This window comes from Actinospica sp. (assembly GCF_035552695.1).
Classification (GTDB): domain Bacteria; phylum Actinomycetota; class Actinomycetes; order Streptomycetales; family Catenulisporaceae; genus Actinospica.
Map to the genome: position 1 here is coordinate 27,751 of NZ_DASZKT010000079.1, position 18,861 is coordinate 46,611.

Consider the following 18,861-nt stretch of genomic DNA (forward strand, 5'->3'; position numbering starts at 1 on the left):
CACGATACGACGCGCGCGGGCCGACGAGCCGGGGGTGCGCTGAAAGCTGTCCGGTGACCAGGCCGGGGGTCGAAAGCACCTTGTGATCTGCGTCACCTGGCTGACAGGCTGTCCGCTATGGGGATGGTGAAGTCACTATTGCGGATACCGAGCGGGCGCCGGGGGAAGTGGGCGGTGCTCGCGATCTGGCTGATCATCGGCGTGTTCGCCTTCGGCACCGCGAGCAAGCTCTACAACGCCGAGCAGAACAACGCGGATGCCTACCTGCCGCACAGCGCCCAGTCCACGCAGCTGCTCGACTACATCGAGCACGCTCCGGGAGCGCCGCCGAACACCGACACAGCCACGATCCTGTACGTGAACGAGTCCGGCATCGGCCCGGCCGACCAGGCCCGCGTGCAGAGCGACATCGCGGCCTACCAGCGCACGGTCCCGGGCCTGGGCGGGAAGGTGGGCCGGCTCGAGCCCTCGAGCGACGGCAAGGCGCTCGCCGTCACCGTGCCGGTGAGGATTCCGGAGACCGGCAACTTCGACTTCACCCCGGCGACGAACGCGATCAAGGCCGTCGCGCAGCCAGGCGGCAAGGTCGACCAGGGGGACCTGCAGGTCTACATCGCGGGCGGCTTCGCCCTCGATTCCGCGGCGAACAGCGCCTTCAACGGACTCGACACGAAACTGCTCTTCGGCGCCGGCGCGGTCGTCATCGTGATTCTGCTGTTGACCTATCGCTCGCCGTTCCTCTGGCTGCTCCCGGTCTTCAGCAGCGTCTTCGCGCTGCAACTCGCGCAGGCGATCATGTACGAGCTCGTCCAGCACGCGGGGGTGGTCGTCTCCGGGCAGAGCGGCGGCATCCTGACCGTGCTCGTCTTCGGCGTCGGGACGGACTACGCGCTGCTGATCGTCGCGCGATATCGCGAGGAGCTGCACAACTACGAGGACAAGCACGAGGCGATGCGTGTCGCGCTCAGCCGCAGCATCCCGGCCGTCGCCGCCTCCGCGCTGACCGTCATGCTGGCCACGCTCGGCCTGCTCGTCTCGCAGCTCGCCTCGAACGTCGGCCTCGGCAAGATCGGCGCGATCGGCGTCGCCTGCTCGCTGCTGGCGATGACGACTCTGCTCCCGGCGCTGCTCGTCATCCTGCCGCGCGGCGTCTTCTGGCCGAACGTGCCGCGCTACGGCGTGGACGCGCACGCCAGGGTCGGCGTCTGGGCGCGGGTCGCCGGGCTCGTCGGGCGGGCACCGCGCCGGGTGTGGACGGCGACCGCGCTGCTGCTCGTCGTGCTGTCCTTCGGCCTGCTCGACCTGCACTCCGGCCAGATCCCGACCGCGCAGTCCTTCACCGGCACTCCGGCCGCCGTCACCGCGCAGCAGAAGCTGCAGGAGCACTACCCGGGCAAGGGCACGCAGCCGCTCCAGGTGCTCGCCACGGCAGGCAGCAGGGCGCAGGTCTCGGCCATTCTGCAGAGCGACAGCGGACTGGCCGCGGCGACGCCGGGCGGATTCCGGGCATTGCCGCTCGGCGACCGCGTCTTCTACACGGTCAGCATGGCGGAGGCCGCCGACAGCCCGGCGGCCATCGCGACCGTGAATCGGCTCCGCGGGCAACTGGGCGCGATCCCCGACGCCCACGCACTCGTCGGCGGCTTCACGGCCGTCACCATCGACGAGGAGGCGTCCGCGGCGCACGACCGCAACTGGGTGATCCCGATCGTGCTCGCGATCTCGCTCGTGATCCTCACGCTCCTGCTGCGCGCGCTGATCGCCCCGTTGCTCCTGCTCGGCAGCGTGATCCTGTCGTTCCTCGCGGCCCTCGGCGTCGCGGCGTTCATCAGCGATCACGCCTTCGGCAGACCTGCGGAAGACAACTCATATCCACTCTTTGTCTTCATCTTCTTAGTCGCTCTGGGAATCGACTACAACATCTTCCTCATGACCCGGGTACGCGAGGAGACGCACCGGATCGGCACGCGCCCGGGAATCCTGCGCGGCCTGGCCGTGACCGGCGGCGTGATCACGAGCGCGGGCTTCGTGCTCGCCGCCACATTCGGCGTGCTGATGACGCTGCCGCTGACCCAGTTCCTGCAGATCGGTTTCGCGGTCGCCTTCGGCGTGCTGCTGGACACGCTGCTGGTGCGCACGGTGCTCGTCCCGGCGCTGTGCTACGACGTGGGTCCGGCGATCTGGTGGCCTTCGAAGCTCTCGCGCGAGTCGGCCGGATCAGTACCGGGCGCCGGGGTGCTCGACGTGGACGCCGACACCGCGAGCGGCGGCGATTAGCCGCTTGTCGTAGGTGACGAACGCGCCGATCTCCGTGCCCGTCGACTCGGCGATCGTCTGCGCGGTGGCCAGGTGGATCGCGTCCAGGCTTCGCAACAGCGGGTCCTGATACGCACCGGCCGCCGCGCGGATCGCCGCGTTGAGCTCCACGCGGCTGATTCCGCTCAGGATGCGCGGAATCCGGGGCAGCGCCGCCGGATCCACCCGGCGCAGCGCGCGCTCCAGTTCGATCTCGAGCAGCACGCTGGACACCAGCGACTCGCCCTCGCGCGCGTCGAGCCAGTCGAACAGCGCCTCGGTCTCCCGCTCGTACCGCGCGAGCTTCGCGACCGCGCAGGTGTCGAGGTAGATCACCAGCCGCCCTCTTCGCGCAGCTGCGAGATCACGTCGGTCGAATCGATGGAGGGGTCTGCGGTCCTGGGCGGCCGGTCGAGCGGCGCGGCGTGGGTGGCCAGGATGACGTCGCCGTTGGCCGCGAGTTCGCGCAGCGCGGCCTCGTCCTCGGAGATGGGGGTCAGGCGGGCGACGATCTTTCCGCTGACGGACACGAGCAGCTCCTCACCCGAGCGCACGCGCTTGAGCACGGCGCTTGTGTGCTGGTTGAGTTCCCGGACCGGGATGACCTGCGTACTCATGATCTGAGTGTAGTACGCGACGTTCTACATGTCAGTGATCCCACGTCAGTGGCCGGAACGCCGACGCAGGTCGGCGAGGACGGCGTCGGCCGCCCGGGACGCGGAGGCGAGCGCGCCCTCGATGTTCGGCAGGCCGCGGTGGTCCCCGCACACGTAAAGGCCGCCGATCAGCCGCACCGGCCTGGTGAAGTTGTACGGCGCGTCCATCGCCGCGAGTGCGCGCTCACAATGCCGCACCTCGATCGTGGCCAGCGAACCCGCCGAGGCGCCGTGCAGCCGTTCCAGGCGGGCGCTGACGGCGCGGTCCAGCGCGTCGAGCTCCTTGCCGTCGTGCCCGGCGACGACCGTGCTGATCAGCGCGCGGCCCTCCGGCGCGTGGCTCGGGGCGACGCGGCTGACGATGGCGGTGCGCGCGACCGGCGAGGCGGAGTCGCCGTCGATCAGCACGGTCGGTATCCGGTCCGGGCCCTGCGGCAGTTCGTCCGCGTCCACCGCGTGCCACAAGGTTGTCAGGGGACGCATCCGCGGCTCGTGCAGTCCGGGGAAGAGCGAGACCGCGCCCATCGGATCGGTCGCGACGACGACCGCCGAGGTGCGGATCAGCCCGGCATCGGTGCTCACCCGATCCGCGTGGACCTCGTGCACGCGCGTACCGAGCAGGATCTTCTCGTGGCCCAATCGATCGGCCAGCAGCCTCACCAGTGCCTCGAAACCGCCCTCGGGCACGGCGAACCGCCCGCGTACCAGCATCCGGAGCAGCCAGTCGGTGCCGCGGATCGACGCGGCCAGGTCCTCGTCCGCGATCAGGGCCGTGAGATAACGGCGCAGGAAGCCGTCCACCAGCGTCGGCGAATAGCCGCGCACCGCGAAGGAGTCCGAGCTCGCGTCCTCCCGGCCGCCGAGCGAGGCGTCGATCGGGCTGCGGGCCAGCCGGTAGAACTCCTTGGACAGCCGCGTCTTGTCGGTCACCGTGCCGATCGGCGCGAGCAGTGTGGCCATCGCCTGCTGCGGACGCGACGGCGCGGCGCCGAATCGCAGCGCCGCGCCGTCCGCGTAGACCCGGATGCCGGGGGAGAACGAGCGCAGATGCAGCCGCGTCTCCCGGCTGGGTTCGGGTTCGGCCAGGGCGCCTAACGCGGGCCACGTGGTGTGTGCCAGATGGCCGCCGCCGACGCGGAATCCGTCGATCTCCGCCTCCCGCACCCGGCCGCCGAGCCGGCCGCCCGCCTCTGCGAGCAGGACTTCGAGCCCTGATTCGGTCAGCTGCGCCGCGACCGCGAGTCCGGAGAGCCCTCCTCCGACGACTACCACATCCGCGCGCATCCAGGCTCCCGAAAACCGGCCGACTCAGATCGAAAAAGACAGATGGTCCCCCGGCCGTCACCGACCGTTGGGGACCACCTACCCGAAGCGAGCTGTGCTAAAGGCCTCGGAGACCGACCCGTCGAATCTGTGGTGCCACAGATTACTGACTACAGGCCGGAGGCGAAGCTGTACGGCTGGAACCCGACGACCTTGCCCAGGTCGAGCTGGATCACCTCGTGTGAGGTCAGCTGGATGCTCGACGGGTCGCCGGTGTACTTCGACCCGTTGACGAAGACGGTGACAGCGCCCTTGTACGAGCCGATCTGCGTGCTGGACAGCGGCTGGTTCCACTCGGCGAAGAACTGGCCGAGCGTGTAGAGCGACTTGTTCGGCGACTCTATGTGGATCACGCCGGTGTCGTCGTGCGTGTGCAGGTAGTAGAACGCCGCACCGGAGTTCACGAACTCGGAGGACCCGTCGGCCTGGGTGCTCCACGGCTGCTCGATGCCGATGCCGTAGGGGACCGTCTTCTGCGTGCCGTTGATGTAGATCGCCAGGTGCGCGTGGATGTGGTACGCCAGCTGCTCCATCTGGTTGGAGCTCACACCGTCGATCGTCTGGCCCTTGACCCCGCCCCAGGTCGGGGCCAGCAGGTTGGACTCGCCGACCACGGAGTTGGCCGACTCGGAGGCCGCGGTGGTGGCGGCGTCCTTGTTGTTGGTGTGTATCGCCAGCACGGCCAGGCCGGCGATGAGCAGTGCCACCAACACGCCGATGCCCACGCCGAAGCCGGTCTTGCGGCGCTTTTCGGCGCGCGCCATGGCCGCTTGCTTCGCCGCCAGTTCGGCACGGCGCTGAGCGGCGTCCTTCTTATTCTGCTGCGTGGCCATGCTTCTCCTCGGATCCCGCGACGTTCGCCGGATAACGATACTGGCGGCTGCTGAGAAGACGCCAAACGGCGGGGAGGTCGCGATCACAATTCGGTCACGACACACCCGCCGTCGGTGACGAACCGGGGCTAATTCGTTACAAATGCCCGGTTCGTGTGCTTACAGGCCGAGCTCTCCGTCGAAGTTGCCCTCCTCGAGGCGCGACTTCACCGCGCCCAGGAACCGGGCCGCGTCCGCGCCGTCCACCAGGCGGTGGTCGTAGCTCAGCGCCAGGAAGACCATCGAGCGCACCGCGATGACCTCGCCGAGCAGCGGGTCGCTGACCACGGCGGGCCGTTTGACGACCGTGCCGGTGCCCAGGATGCCGACCTGCGGCTGGTTGATGATCGGGGTGTCGAACAGGGCGCCGCGCGAACCGGTGTTGGTCAGCGTGAAGGTGCCGCCGCCGAGCTCGTCCGGGGAGACCTTGTTGTCCCGGGTGCGTCCGGCCAGGTCCGCGATGGAGCGGGCAAGGCCCGCCAGGTTGAGGTCGCCGGCGTTCTTGATCACCGGGACCAGCAGGCCGCGCTCGGTGTCCACCGCGATGCCGAGGTTCTCCGAGCCGTGGTACGTCACGGTGCCGGCCTCGGTGTCGATGGACGCGTTCAGCTGCGGGTACTGCTTGAGCGCCTCGATCGCCGCGGACGCGAAGAACGGCAGGAAGGAGAGCTTGACGCCCTCGCGTGCCTCGAACTCCTTCTTGGCGCGGTCGCGCAGCCGGGCGATCGAGGTGATGTCCACCTCGACGACCGTGGTCAGCTGCGCGGAGACCTGCAGCGACTCGACCATCCGCTTGGCGATGACCTGGCGCAGCCGGGAGAGCTTCTCGGTGCGGCCGCGCAGCGGGGAGATCGCCGGAGCGGACGGCGCGGGCGCGGCTGGCCTCGCCGGGGCGGCCTGCGGCACGACCGGGACCAGCGCCTTGGCCGCCTCGATCACGTCCTGCTTGATGATCCGGCCGCCGATGCCGGTGCCGGTCACGTCGTTCAGGTCCACGCCGGACTCGGCGGCCAGCTTGCGCACCAGCGGGGTGACGTACGGGCCCGGGCCCTCGTCGTTCACCGGGGCGCTGACGGGCGCCTGGACCGGCGCGGCGGGGGCCGGAGCCGGGGCGGGTGCGGCGGCGACCGGAGCGGGTGCCGGGGCGACCGGAGCGGGCGCCGCGGCGCGAACCGGGGCCGGAGCGGGCGCAGGTGCGGGAGCGGGAGCCGGGGCGGGCGCGGGTGCCGGAGCGGCGGGCGCGGGCGCTGCGGCCGGAGCCGGAGCCGCACCGGGTGCGCCGATGACCGCGAGCGTGGTGCCGACGTCCACCGTCTCGTCCTCGCCCACGTTGATCGCCACGATCACGCCGGACGCCGGGGACGGGATCTCGGTGTCGACCTTGTCGGTGGAGACCTCGAGCAGCGGCTCGTCCGCCTCGACCGTCTCGCCGACCGACTTCAGCCAGCGGGTGACGGTGCCCTCGGTCACCGACTCGCCGAGCGCCGGCAGCACCACCGGGGTGCCGGAGACCGGGCCGGCCGGAGCGGACGGGGCGGCGGGCGCGGGAGCCGGGGCCGCAGCGGGCGCCGCGACGGGGGCCGGCGCGGCCGCCGGGGTCGGGACGGGTTCGGCCGCGGGGGCCGGGGCGGCGGGGGCACCAGGGGCCGGGACGGCCTCGCCGGGCGCGCCGATCAGCGCCAGTTCGGCGCCGACGTCGACCGTCTCGTCCTCGCCGACCTTGATCGAGATGACCACACCCGCCGCGGGCGAGGGGATCTCGGTGTCGACCTTGTCGGTGGAGACCTCGAGCAGCGGCTCGTCGACCTCGACCGTCTCCCCCTCCTTCTTCAGCCACCGGGTGACGGTGCCCTCGGTGACCGATTCACCGAGCGCGGGCATCGTGACGGATACCGGCATGAGTTTCTCCTGGTTCGTTCTCAGATCGCGGACGGAGTCGGGGGACGGGTCAGTCGTGCACGTGCAGCGGCTTGCCCGCGAGGGCCAGGTGCGCCTCGCCCAGCGCCTCGCCCTGGGTCGGGTGCGCGTGGATGAACTGGGCGACGTCCAGCGGGGTGGCGTCCCAGTTGTAGATCAGCTGGGCCTCGGCCACCAGCTCGCCGACCCGGTCGCCGACCATGTGGATGCCGACCACCCGGTCGTCCTCGCCGGCCACGCCCTGGATCTGCACGAGCTTGACCTCGCCCTGGGTCTTGAGGATCTTGCTCTTGCCGTTGCCGGCCAGGTTGTACGACAGCGTCTTGACGTGCTCGGCGCCGAACTTCTCGGCCGCCCTCGCCTCGGTCAGGCCGCAAGAGGCGACCTCCGGGTTCGAGTACGTCACCCGCGGCACGCCGTCGTAGTCGACCGGGCGCGGGTTCAGGCCGGCGATGTGCTCGGCCACCAGGATGCCCTCGGCGAAGCCGACGTGCGCCAGCTGCAGGGTCGGGATCAGGTCGCCGACCGCGTAGACGTTCTGCACCGAGGTCTGGCAGTACTCGTTGACCTTCACGTAGCCGCGGTCCGTCTGGACGCCGGCCTGCTCGAAGCCGAGGCCCGCCGAGACCGGCCCGCGGCCGACGGCGACCAGCAGCAGTTCGGCGTCGAAGTCCTTGCCCTTGGCGGTGTGCACCCGCACGCCGGTGTCGGTGTAGTCGACGCCGGTGAAGCCGTTGTCGATCTCGAACTTGATGCCGCGGCGGCGGAAGGCGCGCTCGAGCAGCTTCGAGGAGTTCTCGTCCTCCAGCGGGACCAGGTGGGGGAGGAACTCGACGATCGTGACCTCGGCGCCGAAGCTCTTGTAGACGGACGCGAACTCGCAGCCGATCACGCCGCCGCCGAGGACGACCACCGAGGCGGGCACCCGGTCCAGCTTCAGCGCGTGGTCGCTGCTGATGATCCGCTGGCCGTCGATCTGCAGGCCGGGCAGCGACTTGGGCGCCGAGCCGGTGGCCAGCACGACGTTGCGGCCGGTGTAGACCTCGCCGTTCACGGTGACCTGGTTCGGCGCGCTCAGCACGCCCTCGCCCGCGACGAAGGTGATCTTGCGGGCCTTCACGATGCCCTGCAGGCCCTTGTAGAGGCCGGCGACGACGCCGTCCTTGTACTTGTTCACGCCCGGCATGTCGATGCCGTTGAGGATCGTGTTGACGCCGAAGGACGCGCTCTCCCGGGAGAGGTCGGCCACCTCGGCCGCGTGCAGCAGCGCCTTGGTGGGGATGCAGCCGCGGTGCAGGCAGGTCCCGCCCACCTCGGCCTTCTCGATCAGCGCGACGTTCAGTCCGAGGTCGGCGGCGCGGAATGCGCAGGCGTAACCGCCGGAACCGCCCCCGAGGATCACTACGTCGAATACGTTCCCGGCCTCAGCCACTTGTCCGTCTCCTCGCGTGTTCACGCCGTTTTCCGCGCAGCCCGGCGGATCCCTGTCCTGCCGTATGCGCGTCCTGACCTTGTCCAGACCCGCCACCATGGGAGACCGAATGCTGGCACACTGGCTGGCATCGGCGCCCGGCGCGAGTTGTCAATGGGAAGCTTAATCCGCTTTCCGACCCGGTCGCCTCGCCGGGCGCGGACCGCCACGCGGGACCGGCGGGGACCCGCGCACGCGCGTGTCGACGCAGCGAACAGGCCTGTCCGCAATCCGGTCGGGGGGCCGGGGTGCCGGATCGTGGAGTCGAGGGAGTGATGAGCGTGGCCGTCTTCCGCCGCCGCGGCGCCCGCGCAGGTGAGGGCCGCGTGGACGGCCGTGTGTACCGGGACGGGGAGGAGCACCTTACCCGCTTCGCCCGGACACGCACCGGGGTGGAGGCATTCGTCGAGCCGCGCACGGCTGTGACAGATACCACAATCGTGCTGGTCGCGGCCAGCGGGGAGTGGACCCGTCGGCGTGTCCCCGGCCCGCAGGCGGCCCACCAACTGGCGCACAGGCTGGGCATTCCCGCCTACGACGCGGCCGTCGTCGGCTACCCGCAGCGGATGCGGGACTGGAACTCGCGGCTGGCGGCCGAGGCGAGGGCCCGCCGCGAGCCCTGATTCCGCAGACGACGGCGACCGGAATGCGGACAGGGGCGCGGTGGCGGTAACCGCGCCCCGCTGTCCTGAGCCGTCAGTACAAACCGTTGGCCGCGTCGTCGGCAAGCTGCACCAAGGTGCGCACCGCGAATCCGACCGCGCCCTTCGGTACGTAGCCGTACGGGCCCGACTCGTTGAAGGCCGGGCCCGCGATGTCCAGGTGCGCCCAGGCGATCTGCCCGCCCTCGGCGCGCTCGCCGACGAACTCCTGCAGGAACAGCCCGGCCACGAGCATGCCGCCCATCCGGTCGCCGATGTTGGCGATGTCGGCCACCTGGGTGTCCATGGTCTTGCGCAGGTGCGCGGGCAGCGGCATCGGCCAGAAGTCCTCGCCGGCGCGCTCGGCCGCGGACTCGACCTGCACCCGGAACTCCTCGTCGTTCGCCATCACGGCGGCCGTCCGGTGGCCCAGCGCCAGCACCTGAGCACCGGTCAGCGTGGCCACGTCGACGATCGCGTCCGGCTGCTCGGCGCTCGCGGCCACGATCGCGTCGGCCAGCACCAGGCGTCCCTCGGCGTCGGTGTTGAGCACCTCGACGGTCTTGCCGCCGAACATGGTCAGCACGTCCGAGGGGCGGATCGCGTTGCCGCCCGGCATGTTCTCGGCCAGCGCCGCCCACGCGGTGACGTTCACCGGCAGGCCGAGCCGGGCCACGGCCAGCGCCGCGTGCAGCACGGCCGCCGCACCGGACATGTCGGACTTCATGGTCTCCATCGCGTTGGCGGGCTTGAGCGAGATGCCGCCGGTGTCGAAGGTGATGCCCTTGCCGACGAAGGCCAGCTTCCGCTGCGCCTCCGGGTGCGTATAGCTCAGCTTGACCAGGCGCGGGCCGCGGGTCGAGCCCTGGCCGACACCGGTCAGGCCGCCGTAGCCGCCCTCGCGCAGCTGCACGTCGTCGAGCACTTCGATGCTCAGCGAGCCGACGCCCGCGTTGCGCACCGCGTCCTCGACGGCCTCGGCGAATGCCTTCGGAAACAGGTGCGACGGCGGCGTGTTGATCAGGTCGCGGGTCGCGTTCACGGCCTCGCCGAGCACCTGGGCCCGCGCGGCCGCGGCGCGCGCGTCGTCGTCCGGGGCGGTTGTGGTGACGAGCACGATCTCGCCGACGGGCGCCTTGCGGTCGGCCGCGTCCCCGGTCTTCAGACCGTCGTAGGTGTACGCGCCGTACGCCGCGCCCTCCGCCGTGGCCGCCAGCACCTCGGCGCCCGAGTCGGCGAGCGCGATCGCCGCCTTCGCCTTGCCGGCCAGCGCACGCACCGCCGCGCCGACCGCCTTGCGCAGGTCCTCCAGCCCGCTCGCGCCGACGACCTCGCCGTCGCCCGCGTCACCCAGCCCGACGACCAGGATCAGCGGCGCGGCCAGCTTTCCGCCGCTCGCCACCCGGGTGGTCTCCTCGGCCGCGCCGGTCGCGCCGAGGGTCGAGAGGGTCTCCGCGAGCGTGCCGCCGAGCGCCTCGTCCACCGCGGCGGCGCCGGGGGAGAGCGCGATCCCCGTGCCGTCCTTGTAAACGCCGACGATCAGGGCGTCGGCCGCCGCGTCGGCCACCGGGCCGGACTGGATGGAGATCGTGGTCACCTGGATACCCCTGCTGGTTCGAGAGAGTGGGACTGAGGGCGGATCAAGGTCCGCCGGACTCCGGCATCGTAACCGGGCCCCGTCACAGTCGCGATATCGTCGTGGGCATGACAACGCCGTCCCTGTTGACCTCCCCCCTGCACGCCCGCCACCTCGCCCTCGGTGCGAAGCTGGCCGACTTCGGCGGCTGGGAGATGCCGATCGAGTACTCCGGCACCGTGGGCGAGCACGCCGCGGTGCGCGAGCGGGTCGGCGTGTTCGACGTCAGCCACCTGGGCAAGGCGACCGTCGCCGGCCCCGGCGCCTTCGACTTCGTCAACCGCGTGCTGGCCAACGACCTGCGCCGCATCGGCCCCGGCAAGGCGCAGTACACGCTCTGCTGCGACGAGGCCACCGGGGGCGTGGTGGACGACCTGATCGCGTACGTGAAGTCGGAGGACGAGGTCTTCCTCATCCCGAACGCCGCCAACACCACCGAGGTCGTGCGCAGGCTCACCGCCGCCGCGCCCGCGGGCATCACGGTCACCAACCAGCACAAGGACTTCGCCGTGCTCGCGGTCCAGGGCCCGGAATCCGAGTCGCTGATCAAGACCCTCGGCCTGCCCACCGATTTCGACTACATGGCCTTCGCCAACGCGACCTGGGACGGCCGCCCCCTCACCGTCTGCCGCACCGGCTACACCGGCGAGCACGGCTACGAACTCGTCTGCCGCTGGGACGACGCCGACGCCCTGTGGCAGGCGATCCTCCGCGCCGGCGAGCCCTTCGAGATCAAGCCGTGCGGACTCGGCGCCCGCGACACGCTGCGCACCGAGATGGGCTACCCCCTGCACGGCAACGACCTCTCGCTCGACATCACCCCCGTCCAAGCGCGCGCCGGCTGGGCCGTCGGCTGGAAGAAGGACGAGTTCTGGGGCCGCGAGCCGCTCGTCAAGGAGAGGACGGAAGGCCCGCGCCGGATCCTCTGGGGCCTCAAGCAGGTCGACCGCGCCATCCCCCGCCCCCACATGGCGGTGCACGCGGCCAACGACGCGTCCGTCGCCGACGACGTCATCGGCGAGGTCACCAGCGGCACCTTCTCCCCGACCCTGAAGCTCGGCATCGCCCTAGCCCTGCTCCCGCCCACCACCTCCGAGGGCGACGTCGTCTACCTCGACGTCCGCGGCCGCCGCGCCGCCTTCACCGTGGTCAAGCCCCCGTTCGTGAAGGTGTCTACGAGGTAGCCGCCGCGGCCGGGACGTGGGGGATGGCGGCGTTGGGGTCTTGGCCGGCGAAGGCGAGGGCGATGACGAAGCCGGCTACCTCTTCGAGTTGGCGGGCACGGTGGAGGGGGCCGATGACGGCGGGGTGGGCGCCCGCGTCGCGGGCGAGGTGGGCGGCGACCTCGAGGGCGTGCGGGTCGTCGCCGGCCATGGCGACTGTCACGGGCTCGCGGGATTCGGTCCACTGGGCGGCCGGGAAGAGGTGGAACGCCTTGACGACGTGGGCGCCGGGGGCCCAGTCGGCGACGTGTTCGGCGATCGCTCGGCCGTCGGTGGTGAGCAGCGTGCCGACGCCGTGCTCGACGGCGTTGGTGGGGTCGAGCACGGGGATTCCGGCCAGTGAGCCGTCTCCGGCGCCGGCCGCGTGCAGGATGTCGGCCAGGCCTTCCCAGGCGACGGCGAGCAGCACCGCGTCGCGCTCGTCGACGGCTTCGCGCGGCGATACGGCTCGTGCGGTTGATCCGATTCGTTCGGCGGCGGCCTTGGCGTTCTCCGGCGAGCGGCCGCCGACCAGTATGTCGTGACCGGCGCGGGTCCAGGCCGTACCGAGGCCGACGGCCAGGGTTCCGGTCCCGAGGATTCCGATACGCATCTCAGCTCCCTGTCGTGTGATGATGTGACATCGCCACGGTACGAGAGCCGAGACGCACCGATCGGTCGGAAACGGGCGACTACCATGCGAAGGGTGCCCCAAGACCAATGCGAGAGAGTCCTGGTGGACTGCCGCCTCCGCGCCGTGACCGAACTGTTCACCCACACCTGGGACCCCGTCGTGCTCGCCGGGCTGAGCGAGGGGCCGCTTCGGCGCGGCGAGTTGCTGCGGCTCGGCGGAGGAATCAGCGACAAGATGCTCTCTGAGACACTGCGCCGCTTGCTTGCCAACGGATTGATTGAGCGCGAGAGCTATCGGAGTGCGCCGCCGCGCGTTGAATACCGGCTGACCGCATTGGGCGTGAGCTTGGTCGAAGGGCCGCTGCGGGAGCTTGGGCGCTGGGTCGGGGCGCACGGCGATGCGCTGCTCGAAGCGCAGGAGAGGGCGCTCGCCGGCTAGCGGCGGCTCATAGCTCAAGGCTTACGGGTCGCGGGAGGCTTACGGGTCACGGGTTAGCGCACTGCCATCACCAGCAGCGCGGCTGCGGCGGCGGTCTCGACGAGGGCGCCGAGGACGTCGCCGGTGATGCCGCCGAAGCGGGTGACGCAGCGGCGCAGCAGGAGTATCGCGCCGGCCACGCCGATGGCGCACGCGGCGGCTGCGAGGAGCGCGTCGCCTAGGCCGCGGATGTAGCCGAGGCCGAAGCAGGCGGCGATGCACGCGGCGGAGACAAGAGCTGCGCCGCGGATCGGGACGGAGCCCGCGACCCAGGCGCCGAGGCCGTCGGGGCGGGCGCTCGGCACGCGCGGGGTGCAGGCCAGAGTGACTGCGAGACGTCCCGATATCGCAGCCACGATGATGGCGAGGCCGCCGCGATGGTGCGCGTACGCCGAGGTGATGGCCGCGATCTGCAGAGCCAGCACCAGAAGCAGCGTCACGACGCCGAACGGGCCGATGTCAGACCGCTTCATGATCTCGAGCGCTTGCTCGCGCGGCTTGGCCGAGCCTAGGCCGTCGGCCACGTCTGCCAGGCCGTCGAGATGCAGGGCGCGCGTTGCGCCGGCGTACGTCGCTATGGCCGCGACCGCCGCGAGGAACGTCGAGTCCGTATACGCTCGCGCAGCCCAGCCGACGGCCGCCGCGACGACGCCGATTCCCGCGCCCACCAAGGGGGCGCAGGCCATCGCGCGTCCGGCGGTGTTCCGGTCCGCGGCGTCGACGCGCACCCGCAGGATGCTGAGCGTGCCGATCGACAGTCGCAGACCGGAGAGCCAGGAGCCCATCTAGAGCGCGCTGCGTACCGTCGGCTCGGGCAGTCCGGCATCGGCGTACGACGGCGTCTCCGCGAGCACGCTCACCGCCGCGCGCACCAGCGGCAGCGCGAGCAGCGCCCCGCTGCCCGCACCGGCCCGCACCTTGAAGTCCAGCAAGGGCTCCAGGCTCAGCCGGTCCAGCGCCTTGCGGTGCGCGGGCTCCGGCGAGAGCTGCGCGGCCAGGCACCACTCCGGGGTACGGAACGCGATCCGCTGGGCCAGCAGCGCGCACGCCGTCGCGCCGATTCCGTCCAGCAGCAGCGGGGTACGCCGCGCGGCCGCCTGCAGGATGAAGCCGACGCAGGCCGCGAAGTCCGGGCCCGCGCTGACGGCCAGCAGCTCCAGCTGGTCCGCGAGCACCGGCCGGGCCAGCCGCAGCGCGTCGCGCACCGCCGCGCACTTGACCGTCCAGCCCGGGTCGTCGATGCCGCTGCCGCGTCCGGTGACCGCTGCCGCGTCCGACCCGGTCAGCGCCGCGACCAGCACCGCCGCGGGGGTCGAGTGCCCGGCGCCGAGCAGCGCGGGGATCAGCAGGTCGGCGCCCGCGTCGATCTCCGCGTCCGCGAGTCCCCGGCCGAGCGCGAACGCCGCCTCGGCTTCTTCCCGGGTGCACGCGCGGTCCACGTCGATCCGGCCCGTCCCCTGCCGCACCCGTCCGGCGGTCACCTCCGCGGGCACACCCGCCTCGGTCAGCTCCGCGACATCGCAGTCCACGGACACGTCCAGCAGCCGCACCCCGACCTCGTTCGACCGCGCGAGCACGCTCGCCGGACCGCCGCCCTGTGCGTACAGCCGGACCAGCGCCGCGGTCGTGCCCGGCGGCTGCGCGGTGACCCGGTGTCCGTGCGTCTCGACGGCCGCGATCCCGTGGTCGCCCGCGAACAGCACCAGACGCGGCCGCTCGATCGGCCGCGGCGGGCACTGGTCCTGCACCGCGGCCAGCCAGCACGCCACCTTCTCCAGCGTGCCGAAGGACGCCGGCTGCAGCGCGAGCCCCCGCGTCCAGCGCTCGACGGCCTCGGCCTTCTTCGCGTCGGCCGGGCGCAGCACGTTCTCGGAGAGCTTCTCCAGGTCTGTCTTATCCATCGTGGCGCTCACTTTAGCCGCAGCGGCAGGCCCGCGACGACGAGCCAGACGGCGTCGGCCGCGGCCGCGAAGGCCTGGTTGAGCCGCCCGAGCTCGTCCCGGAAGCGGCGGGTGCCGGGATCCGGCGGGACCAGGCCGAAGCCGAGCTCGTTCGAGACGGCCACGACCGGTCCGGGACACGACTCGTACGCGGCGATCAGACCCCGCGTCAGCTCGCCGAGCTCGCGCGGCGCGCTGCCGGACGCCCAGATCCCCTCGTCCCACGCGGAGACCGTGTCCATCGCGGAGGTCAGCCACAGCGTCAGACAGTCGGCGAGCACCGGCCCCTCGGCCGAGCGGAACAGCTCGGCGAGCGCGGCGGGCTCGTCGCCGGTCTCCACGGTCCGCCAGCCGCCGGGCCGCTGCGCCTGATGCCGCGCGATCCGTTCCGCCCACTCCGGATCACCCGGATAGCGCGGCGCCGTGGCCGCGTAGGTGACCGTGCGCTGATCCGCGGTCTCGGCCAGCATCCGCTCCGCGAAGGTCGACTTGCCCGAGCGCGCCCCGCCGAGGATCAGCGTGCGACGCGCGGCCTGCCGGGTGTCCACTGTTAGCTCCTGGGTAGTCTTGCCGCATGGCATTCACGTGGCGTTACGAGAACACAGCGGGCGAACAGGTCGAGCCGATCGTCGCCGTGGAGGGCGAGCGCGCCGCCTTCCCGAACCAGGGCGACGCGGAGTCCTGGATCGGCGAGAGCTGGCCCGCGCTGCTCGCCGCCGAGGTGGACCAGGTCAGACTGCTCGAGGACGGCGAGGTCGTGTACGGGCCGATGTCGCTGCACGAGGACCTGCCGGCCTAGCCCGCGTCCCGCCCGCAGGCCTCCGCCGAGGCGGAGGCCTGGCAATGCCCGGCTACGGCCGCGCGGCCGGGGAGACCGTCTTCGCCGGGTCGCGCTCGACGACCGGGTCGAGGATCTCGTCGATCCGCTTGAGCAGGCCCGCGTCCAGCTTCACGCCCACGGCCTTGACGTTCTCCGCCACCTGCTCGGGACGCGAGGCCCCGATGATCGCGGCGGCCACGTTCCGGTTCTGCAGCGTCCAGGCGACGGCCAGCTGAGCGAGCGTCAGCCCGGACTCCTCGGCCAGCGGCACCAGCCGCTCGACCCGGGTCAGCACCTCGTCGGTCAGCATCCGCTTGATGAACGCGCCGCCGTTCTCGTCCGTCGCCCGGGAACCGGCCGGCGCCGGCCGGCCCGGCTTGTACTTGCCGGTCAGCACGCCCTGCGCGATCGGCGACCAGACGATCTGGCTCAGCCCCAGTTCCTCGCAGGTCGGCACCACCTCGGCCTCGATCACCCGCCAGAGCAGGTTGTACTGCGGCTGGCTGGAGATCAGCGGCACGTGCAGCTCCTTGGCCAGACCGGCCGCCGCGCGGATCTCCTCGGCCCGCCACTCCGACACGCCGATGTACAGCGCCTTGCCCTGCCGCACCACGTCGGCGAAGGCCAGCATCGTCTCCTCGAGCGGCGTCGAATGGTCGTACCGGTGCGCCTGGTAGAGGTCCACGTAGTCGGTCCGCAGCCGGCGCAGCGAGCCGTCGATCGACTCCAGGATGTGCTTGCGGGAAAGGCCGCGGTCGTTGCGGCCCGGGCCGGTCGGCCAGTAGACCTTCGTGAAGATCTCCAGGCCGGCGCGCCGCTCGCCCTTCAGGGCGTCGCCGAGCACGCTCTCGGCCTTGGTGCCGGCGTACACGTCGGCCGTGTCGAAGGTGGTGATCCCGGCGTCGAGCGCCGCGCGCACGCAGGCGTGCGCGGTCTCCGCTTCGACCTGGGAACCGTGGGTGATCCAGTTTCCGTAGGCGATTTCGCTGATCATCAGGCCGCTACGGCCGAGGTGTCGGAACTCCATGGGCACACTGTATGCCCGGGGCTTACCGGATCCGCCTGCCGGATCGCCTGCCCAGCCGCTCAGCGGACCTTCGGCTCGCCCCGCATCGTCACCCGCGGCTTGGGCTGGCGCAGGAAGCGCGGCATGACCGCGCGGGAGAAGGCGTAGAAGCCGGTGCCGCGCACCTCGTCCGGGCCGAACGTGGCCGCCACCTGCCGCTTCACCCGCTGCCCGAGCAGCACGCCGAGCCCGATGCCGAGGACGACCACGATCTCCATCACGAAGGAGCTGTAGATGTAGATCGAGGTGTTGCGCATCAGCAGGGTGGCCCAGCACAGGATGACCAGCGGCATCAGCATCTCGAGCAGCCGGATCCGGCCGTCCACGTAGTCGCGCACGAAGGCCTTCGCCGGCCCCTGGTCGCGGACCGGGTAGTGCCGCTCGTCGCCCGCGCGCAGCGCCTGCCGCGAGCGGTCGTACGAGGAGCGGTTGGCGCTGCGCTCCGCCCGGCGCCGCTCCTTCGGGTCGGCCGGCAGGGCACCCAGGCGAAACTTGCGCGCCGCCTCGGCCTCCTTGCGGGTGGGCGTGGGACGTCCCTTGGTGGACGTGCCGTTCATCACGGGCTCGGCCGGAACCGCGTCGGCCGGGGTGGCGTCGGCCACCTGCTTGGAGGAGTTGCGTCGGAACACGTATGGAAGCGTAAACGCTCCGGGCCCGGGTACATAACCCGCCGCGATGGCCCTGTAAGCCCGCGAGGGAATATCGTGGGTGCATACCAGTCTCAACGTGAGCTAGAGCGCACCTTTATCGAAGGGGGAGCTGGAGGGCTGATGGCCGACGGAGTAATGAAGCGGATGTCCTTGATCTTCAAGTCCAAGGCCAATAAGGCGCTGGACAAGTACGAGGACCCGCGCGAGACGCTCGACTACTCGTACCAGAAGCAGATGGAGCTGCTGCAGAAGGTACGGCGCGGTGTCGCCGACGTCGCGACGTCCCGCAAGCGCGTCGAGCTGCAGATGAAGAAGCTCCAGCAGGAGGGCGACAAGCTCGAGGGCCAGGCCCGCAAGGCGCTGGAACTGGGCCGCGAGGACCTCGCCCGCGAGGCCCTGACCCGGCGCGCGAACATCTCGGCGCAGATCGGCGACCTGAACGCGCAGTACGAGTCGCTGCAGGGCCAGGAGGAGAACCTGGTCCGGCAGTCCAAGGCCCTCGAGGCCAAGGTGGAGGCCTTCCGGACGCAGAAGGAGACCATCAAGGCGACCTACACCGCGGCTCAGGCCCAGGCGCAGATCGGCGAGGCGTTCTCCGGCATCTCCGAGGAGATGGGCGACGTCGGGATGGCGATCCAGCGCGCCCAGGACAAGACCGCGCAACTGCAGGCCCGCGCGTCCGCGGTGGACGAGCTGGTGGCCTCCGGTGCCCTGGACGACCCGACCGGGCTGGCCAAGGACGACATCACCCGCCAGCTCGAGGCCCTCTCGTCCGGCGGCGCGGTGGACGACCAGCTGGCCAAGATGAAGCTGGAACTGTCCGGCGGTTCGAGTGGCAACAAGGCGCTGGAGTCCGGCTCCAGCACCTCGTATGCCAACAAGACCGACGAGATCAGCGACGCCGACGTCCTCAAGGACGGTGGCGCGGCATGATCGTGCGGATCCTGGGCGAGGGTCAGCTGGTGTTGCAGAAGGAAGCGCTCGACGAGCTCAACGAGCTGGACAACGCGCTCATGTCGGCCGTCGAGGCCGGGGTGCCGGGTCCGTTCGACGAGGCGATGGAGGCTCTGCTCGGCAAGGTGCGGGAGCTCGGCTCTCCCCTCCCGGTCGAGGAGATCAAGCCGAGCGACTTCATTCTGCCGAGTGCCCATTCCAGCCTGGACGAGGTGCGCGACCTGCTCTCCTCCGACGGGCTGATCCCGGGCTGAGCTCGACCCTGCTTCTCGCTTCGGCCGTTCCCTTCAGCGAACGTCCCCCCGCA

20 protein-coding genes are annotated in these 18,861 nt (G+C 71.2%); 7 read left to right on the plus strand and 13 right to left on the minus strand.

The window, feature by feature from the left end; translation table 11 throughout:
* The first annotated feature begins 117 nt into the window (after window positions 1-117).
* A complete protein-coding gene (locus VG296_RS10565) occupies window positions 118-2,277 on the plus strand; it encodes an MMPL family transporter (RefSeq protein WP_325565460.1) in 2,160 nt (719 codons plus the stop codon).
* Here the strand turns inward: VG296_RS10565 and VG296_RS10570 are convergent.
* The 6 genes from VG296_RS10570 to lpdA form a co-directional block, all read right to left on the minus strand.
* A complete protein-coding gene (locus tag VG296_RS10570; protein WP_325565461.1) occupies window positions 2,218-2,631 on the minus strand; it encodes a type II toxin-antitoxin system VapC family toxin in 414 nt (137 codons plus the stop codon). The genes VG296_RS10565 and VG296_RS10570 overlap by 60 nt on opposite strands.
* Complete coding sequence (locus VG296_RS10575) at window positions 2,628-2,912, minus strand: type II toxin-antitoxin system prevent-host-death family antitoxin (RefSeq protein WP_325565462.1); 285 nt, start codon at window positions 2,910-2,912, stop codon at window positions 2,628-2,630. Before VG296_RS10575 ends, VG296_RS10570 begins: the two co-directional genes overlap by 4 nt.
* A 45-nt stretch (window positions 2,913-2,957) precedes the next feature.
* Window positions 2,958-4,235, minus strand: a complete 1,278-nt coding sequence (locus tag VG296_RS10580; RefSeq protein WP_325565463.1) for an FAD-dependent oxidoreductase — start codon at window positions 4,233-4,235, stop codon at window positions 2,958-2,960.
* 149 nt (window positions 4,236-4,384) lie between these two features.
* The gene (locus VG296_RS10585) at window positions 4,385-5,107 is read right to left on the minus strand and encodes a hypothetical protein (RefSeq protein ID WP_325565464.1); all 723 of its coding nucleotides are present in this window, start codon (window positions 5,105-5,107) and stop codon (window positions 4,385-4,387) included.
* Between the two features lie 159 nt (window positions 5,108-5,266).
* Window positions 5,267-7,045 (minus strand): 2-oxoglutarate dehydrogenase, E2 component, dihydrolipoamide succinyltransferase, encoded by a 1,779-nt coding sequence (gene sucB / locus VG296_RS10590; RefSeq protein WP_325565465.1) that lies wholly within the window; start codon window positions 7,043-7,045, stop codon window positions 5,267-5,269.
* A gap of 49 nt (window positions 7,046-7,094) precedes the next feature.
* Window positions 7,095-8,495: a dihydrolipoyl dehydrogenase gene (lpdA, locus tag VG296_RS10595; RefSeq protein ID WP_325565466.1), complete on the minus strand. Its 1,401-nt coding sequence runs from the start codon at window positions 8,493-8,495 to the stop codon at window positions 7,095-7,097.
* A gap of 314 nt (window positions 8,496-8,809) precedes the next feature.
* Between lpdA and VG296_RS10600 the strand changes: the two genes are divergently transcribed.
* A complete protein-coding gene (locus VG296_RS10600) occupies window positions 8,810-9,157 on the plus strand; it encodes a hypothetical protein (protein WP_325565467.1) in 348 nt (115 codons plus the stop codon).
* A 73-nt stretch (window positions 9,158-9,230) separates the two neighbouring features.
* On the opposite strand, the gene VG296_RS10605 is transcribed toward VG296_RS10600, so the two are convergent.
* Window positions 9,231-10,772: a leucyl aminopeptidase gene (locus VG296_RS10605; protein ID WP_325565468.1), complete on the minus strand. Its 1,542-nt coding sequence runs from the start codon at window positions 10,770-10,772 to the stop codon at window positions 9,231-9,233.
* A 107-nt stretch (window positions 10,773-10,879) separates the two neighbouring features.
* Here VG296_RS10605 and gcvT point away from each other — a divergent pair, with 107 nt between their 5' ends.
* Window positions 10,880-11,995: a glycine cleavage system aminomethyltransferase GcvT gene (gene gcvT / locus VG296_RS10610; protein ID WP_325565469.1), complete on the plus strand. Its 1,116-nt coding sequence runs from the start codon at window positions 10,880-10,882 to the stop codon at window positions 11,993-11,995.
* Here the strand turns inward: gcvT and VG296_RS10615 are convergent.
* A complete protein-coding gene (locus tag VG296_RS10615; RefSeq protein WP_325565470.1) occupies window positions 11,985-12,626 on the minus strand; it encodes an NADPH-dependent F420 reductase in 642 nt (213 codons plus the stop codon). The genes gcvT and VG296_RS10615 overlap by 11 nt on opposite strands.
* Window positions 12,627-12,710: 84 nt before the next feature.
* Here VG296_RS10615 and VG296_RS10620 point away from each other — a divergent pair, with 84 nt between their 5' ends.
* Entirely contained in the window at window positions 12,711-13,085 is a 375-nt protein-coding gene (locus VG296_RS10620) for a helix-turn-helix domain-containing protein (RefSeq protein WP_349259518.1), read from the plus strand.
* Between the two features lie 53 nt (window positions 13,086-13,138).
* Here VG296_RS10620 and VG296_RS10625 read toward each other — a convergent pair whose 3' ends face one another.
* Genes VG296_RS10625 through cobU form a run of 3 tightly spaced genes read right to left on the minus strand, consistent with a single transcriptional unit; the run spans window position 13,139 to window position 15,612 of the window.
* Complete coding sequence (locus VG296_RS10625; RefSeq protein WP_325565472.1) at window positions 13,139-13,909, minus strand: adenosylcobinamide-GDP ribazoletransferase; 771 nt, start codon at window positions 13,907-13,909, stop codon at window positions 13,139-13,141.
* Window positions 13,910-15,025 (minus strand): nicotinate-nucleotide--dimethylbenzimidazole phosphoribosyltransferase, encoded by a 1,116-nt coding sequence (locus VG296_RS10630; protein WP_325565473.1) that lies wholly within the window; start codon window positions 15,023-15,025, stop codon window positions 13,910-13,912. It lies immediately after the preceding gene.
* A gap of 8 nt (window positions 15,026-15,033) precedes the next feature.
* Window positions 15,034-15,612: a bifunctional adenosylcobinamide kinase/adenosylcobinamide-phosphate guanylyltransferase gene (gene cobU / locus VG296_RS10635; RefSeq protein ID WP_325565474.1), complete on the minus strand. Its 579-nt coding sequence runs from the start codon at window positions 15,610-15,612 to the stop codon at window positions 15,034-15,036.
* Between the two features lie 26 nt (window positions 15,613-15,638).
* Here cobU and VG296_RS10640 point away from each other — a divergent pair, with 26 nt between their 5' ends.
* Window positions 15,639-15,863, plus strand: a complete 225-nt coding sequence (locus VG296_RS10640) for a hypothetical protein (RefSeq protein WP_325565475.1) — start codon at window positions 15,639-15,641, stop codon at window positions 15,861-15,863.
* Between the two features lie 52 nt (window positions 15,864-15,915).
* Here the strand turns inward: VG296_RS10640 and VG296_RS10645 are convergent, their stop codons facing one another.
* On the minus strand, window positions 15,916-16,911 hold the full coding sequence (locus VG296_RS10645; RefSeq protein WP_325565476.1) for an aldo/keto reductase family protein: 996 nt from the start codon (window positions 16,909-16,911) through the stop codon (window positions 15,916-15,918).
* Window positions 16,912-16,970: 59 nt separating this feature from the next.
* A complete protein-coding gene (locus tag VG296_RS10650; RefSeq protein WP_325565477.1) occupies window positions 16,971-17,579 on the minus strand; it encodes a DUF3043 domain-containing protein in 609 nt (202 codons plus the stop codon).
* Window positions 17,580-17,735: 156 nt separating this feature from the next.
* Here VG296_RS10650 and VG296_RS10655 point away from each other — a divergent pair, with 156 nt between their 5' ends.
* Together VG296_RS10655 and pspAA are read left to right on the plus strand one after the other, a co-directional pair.
* Complete coding sequence (locus tag VG296_RS10655; RefSeq protein ID WP_349259520.1) at window positions 17,736-18,533, plus strand: PspA/IM30 family protein; 798 nt, start codon at window positions 17,736-17,738, stop codon at window positions 18,531-18,533.
* The gene (pspAA, locus tag VG296_RS10660) at window positions 18,530-18,808 is read left to right on the plus strand and encodes a PspA-associated protein PspAA (protein ID WP_325565479.1); all 279 of its coding nucleotides are present in this window, start codon (window positions 18,530-18,532) and stop codon (window positions 18,806-18,808) included. The genes VG296_RS10655 and pspAA overlap by 4 nt, the downstream gene beginning before the upstream one ends.
* The last annotated feature ends 53 nt before the right edge of the window (window positions 18,809-18,861 follow it).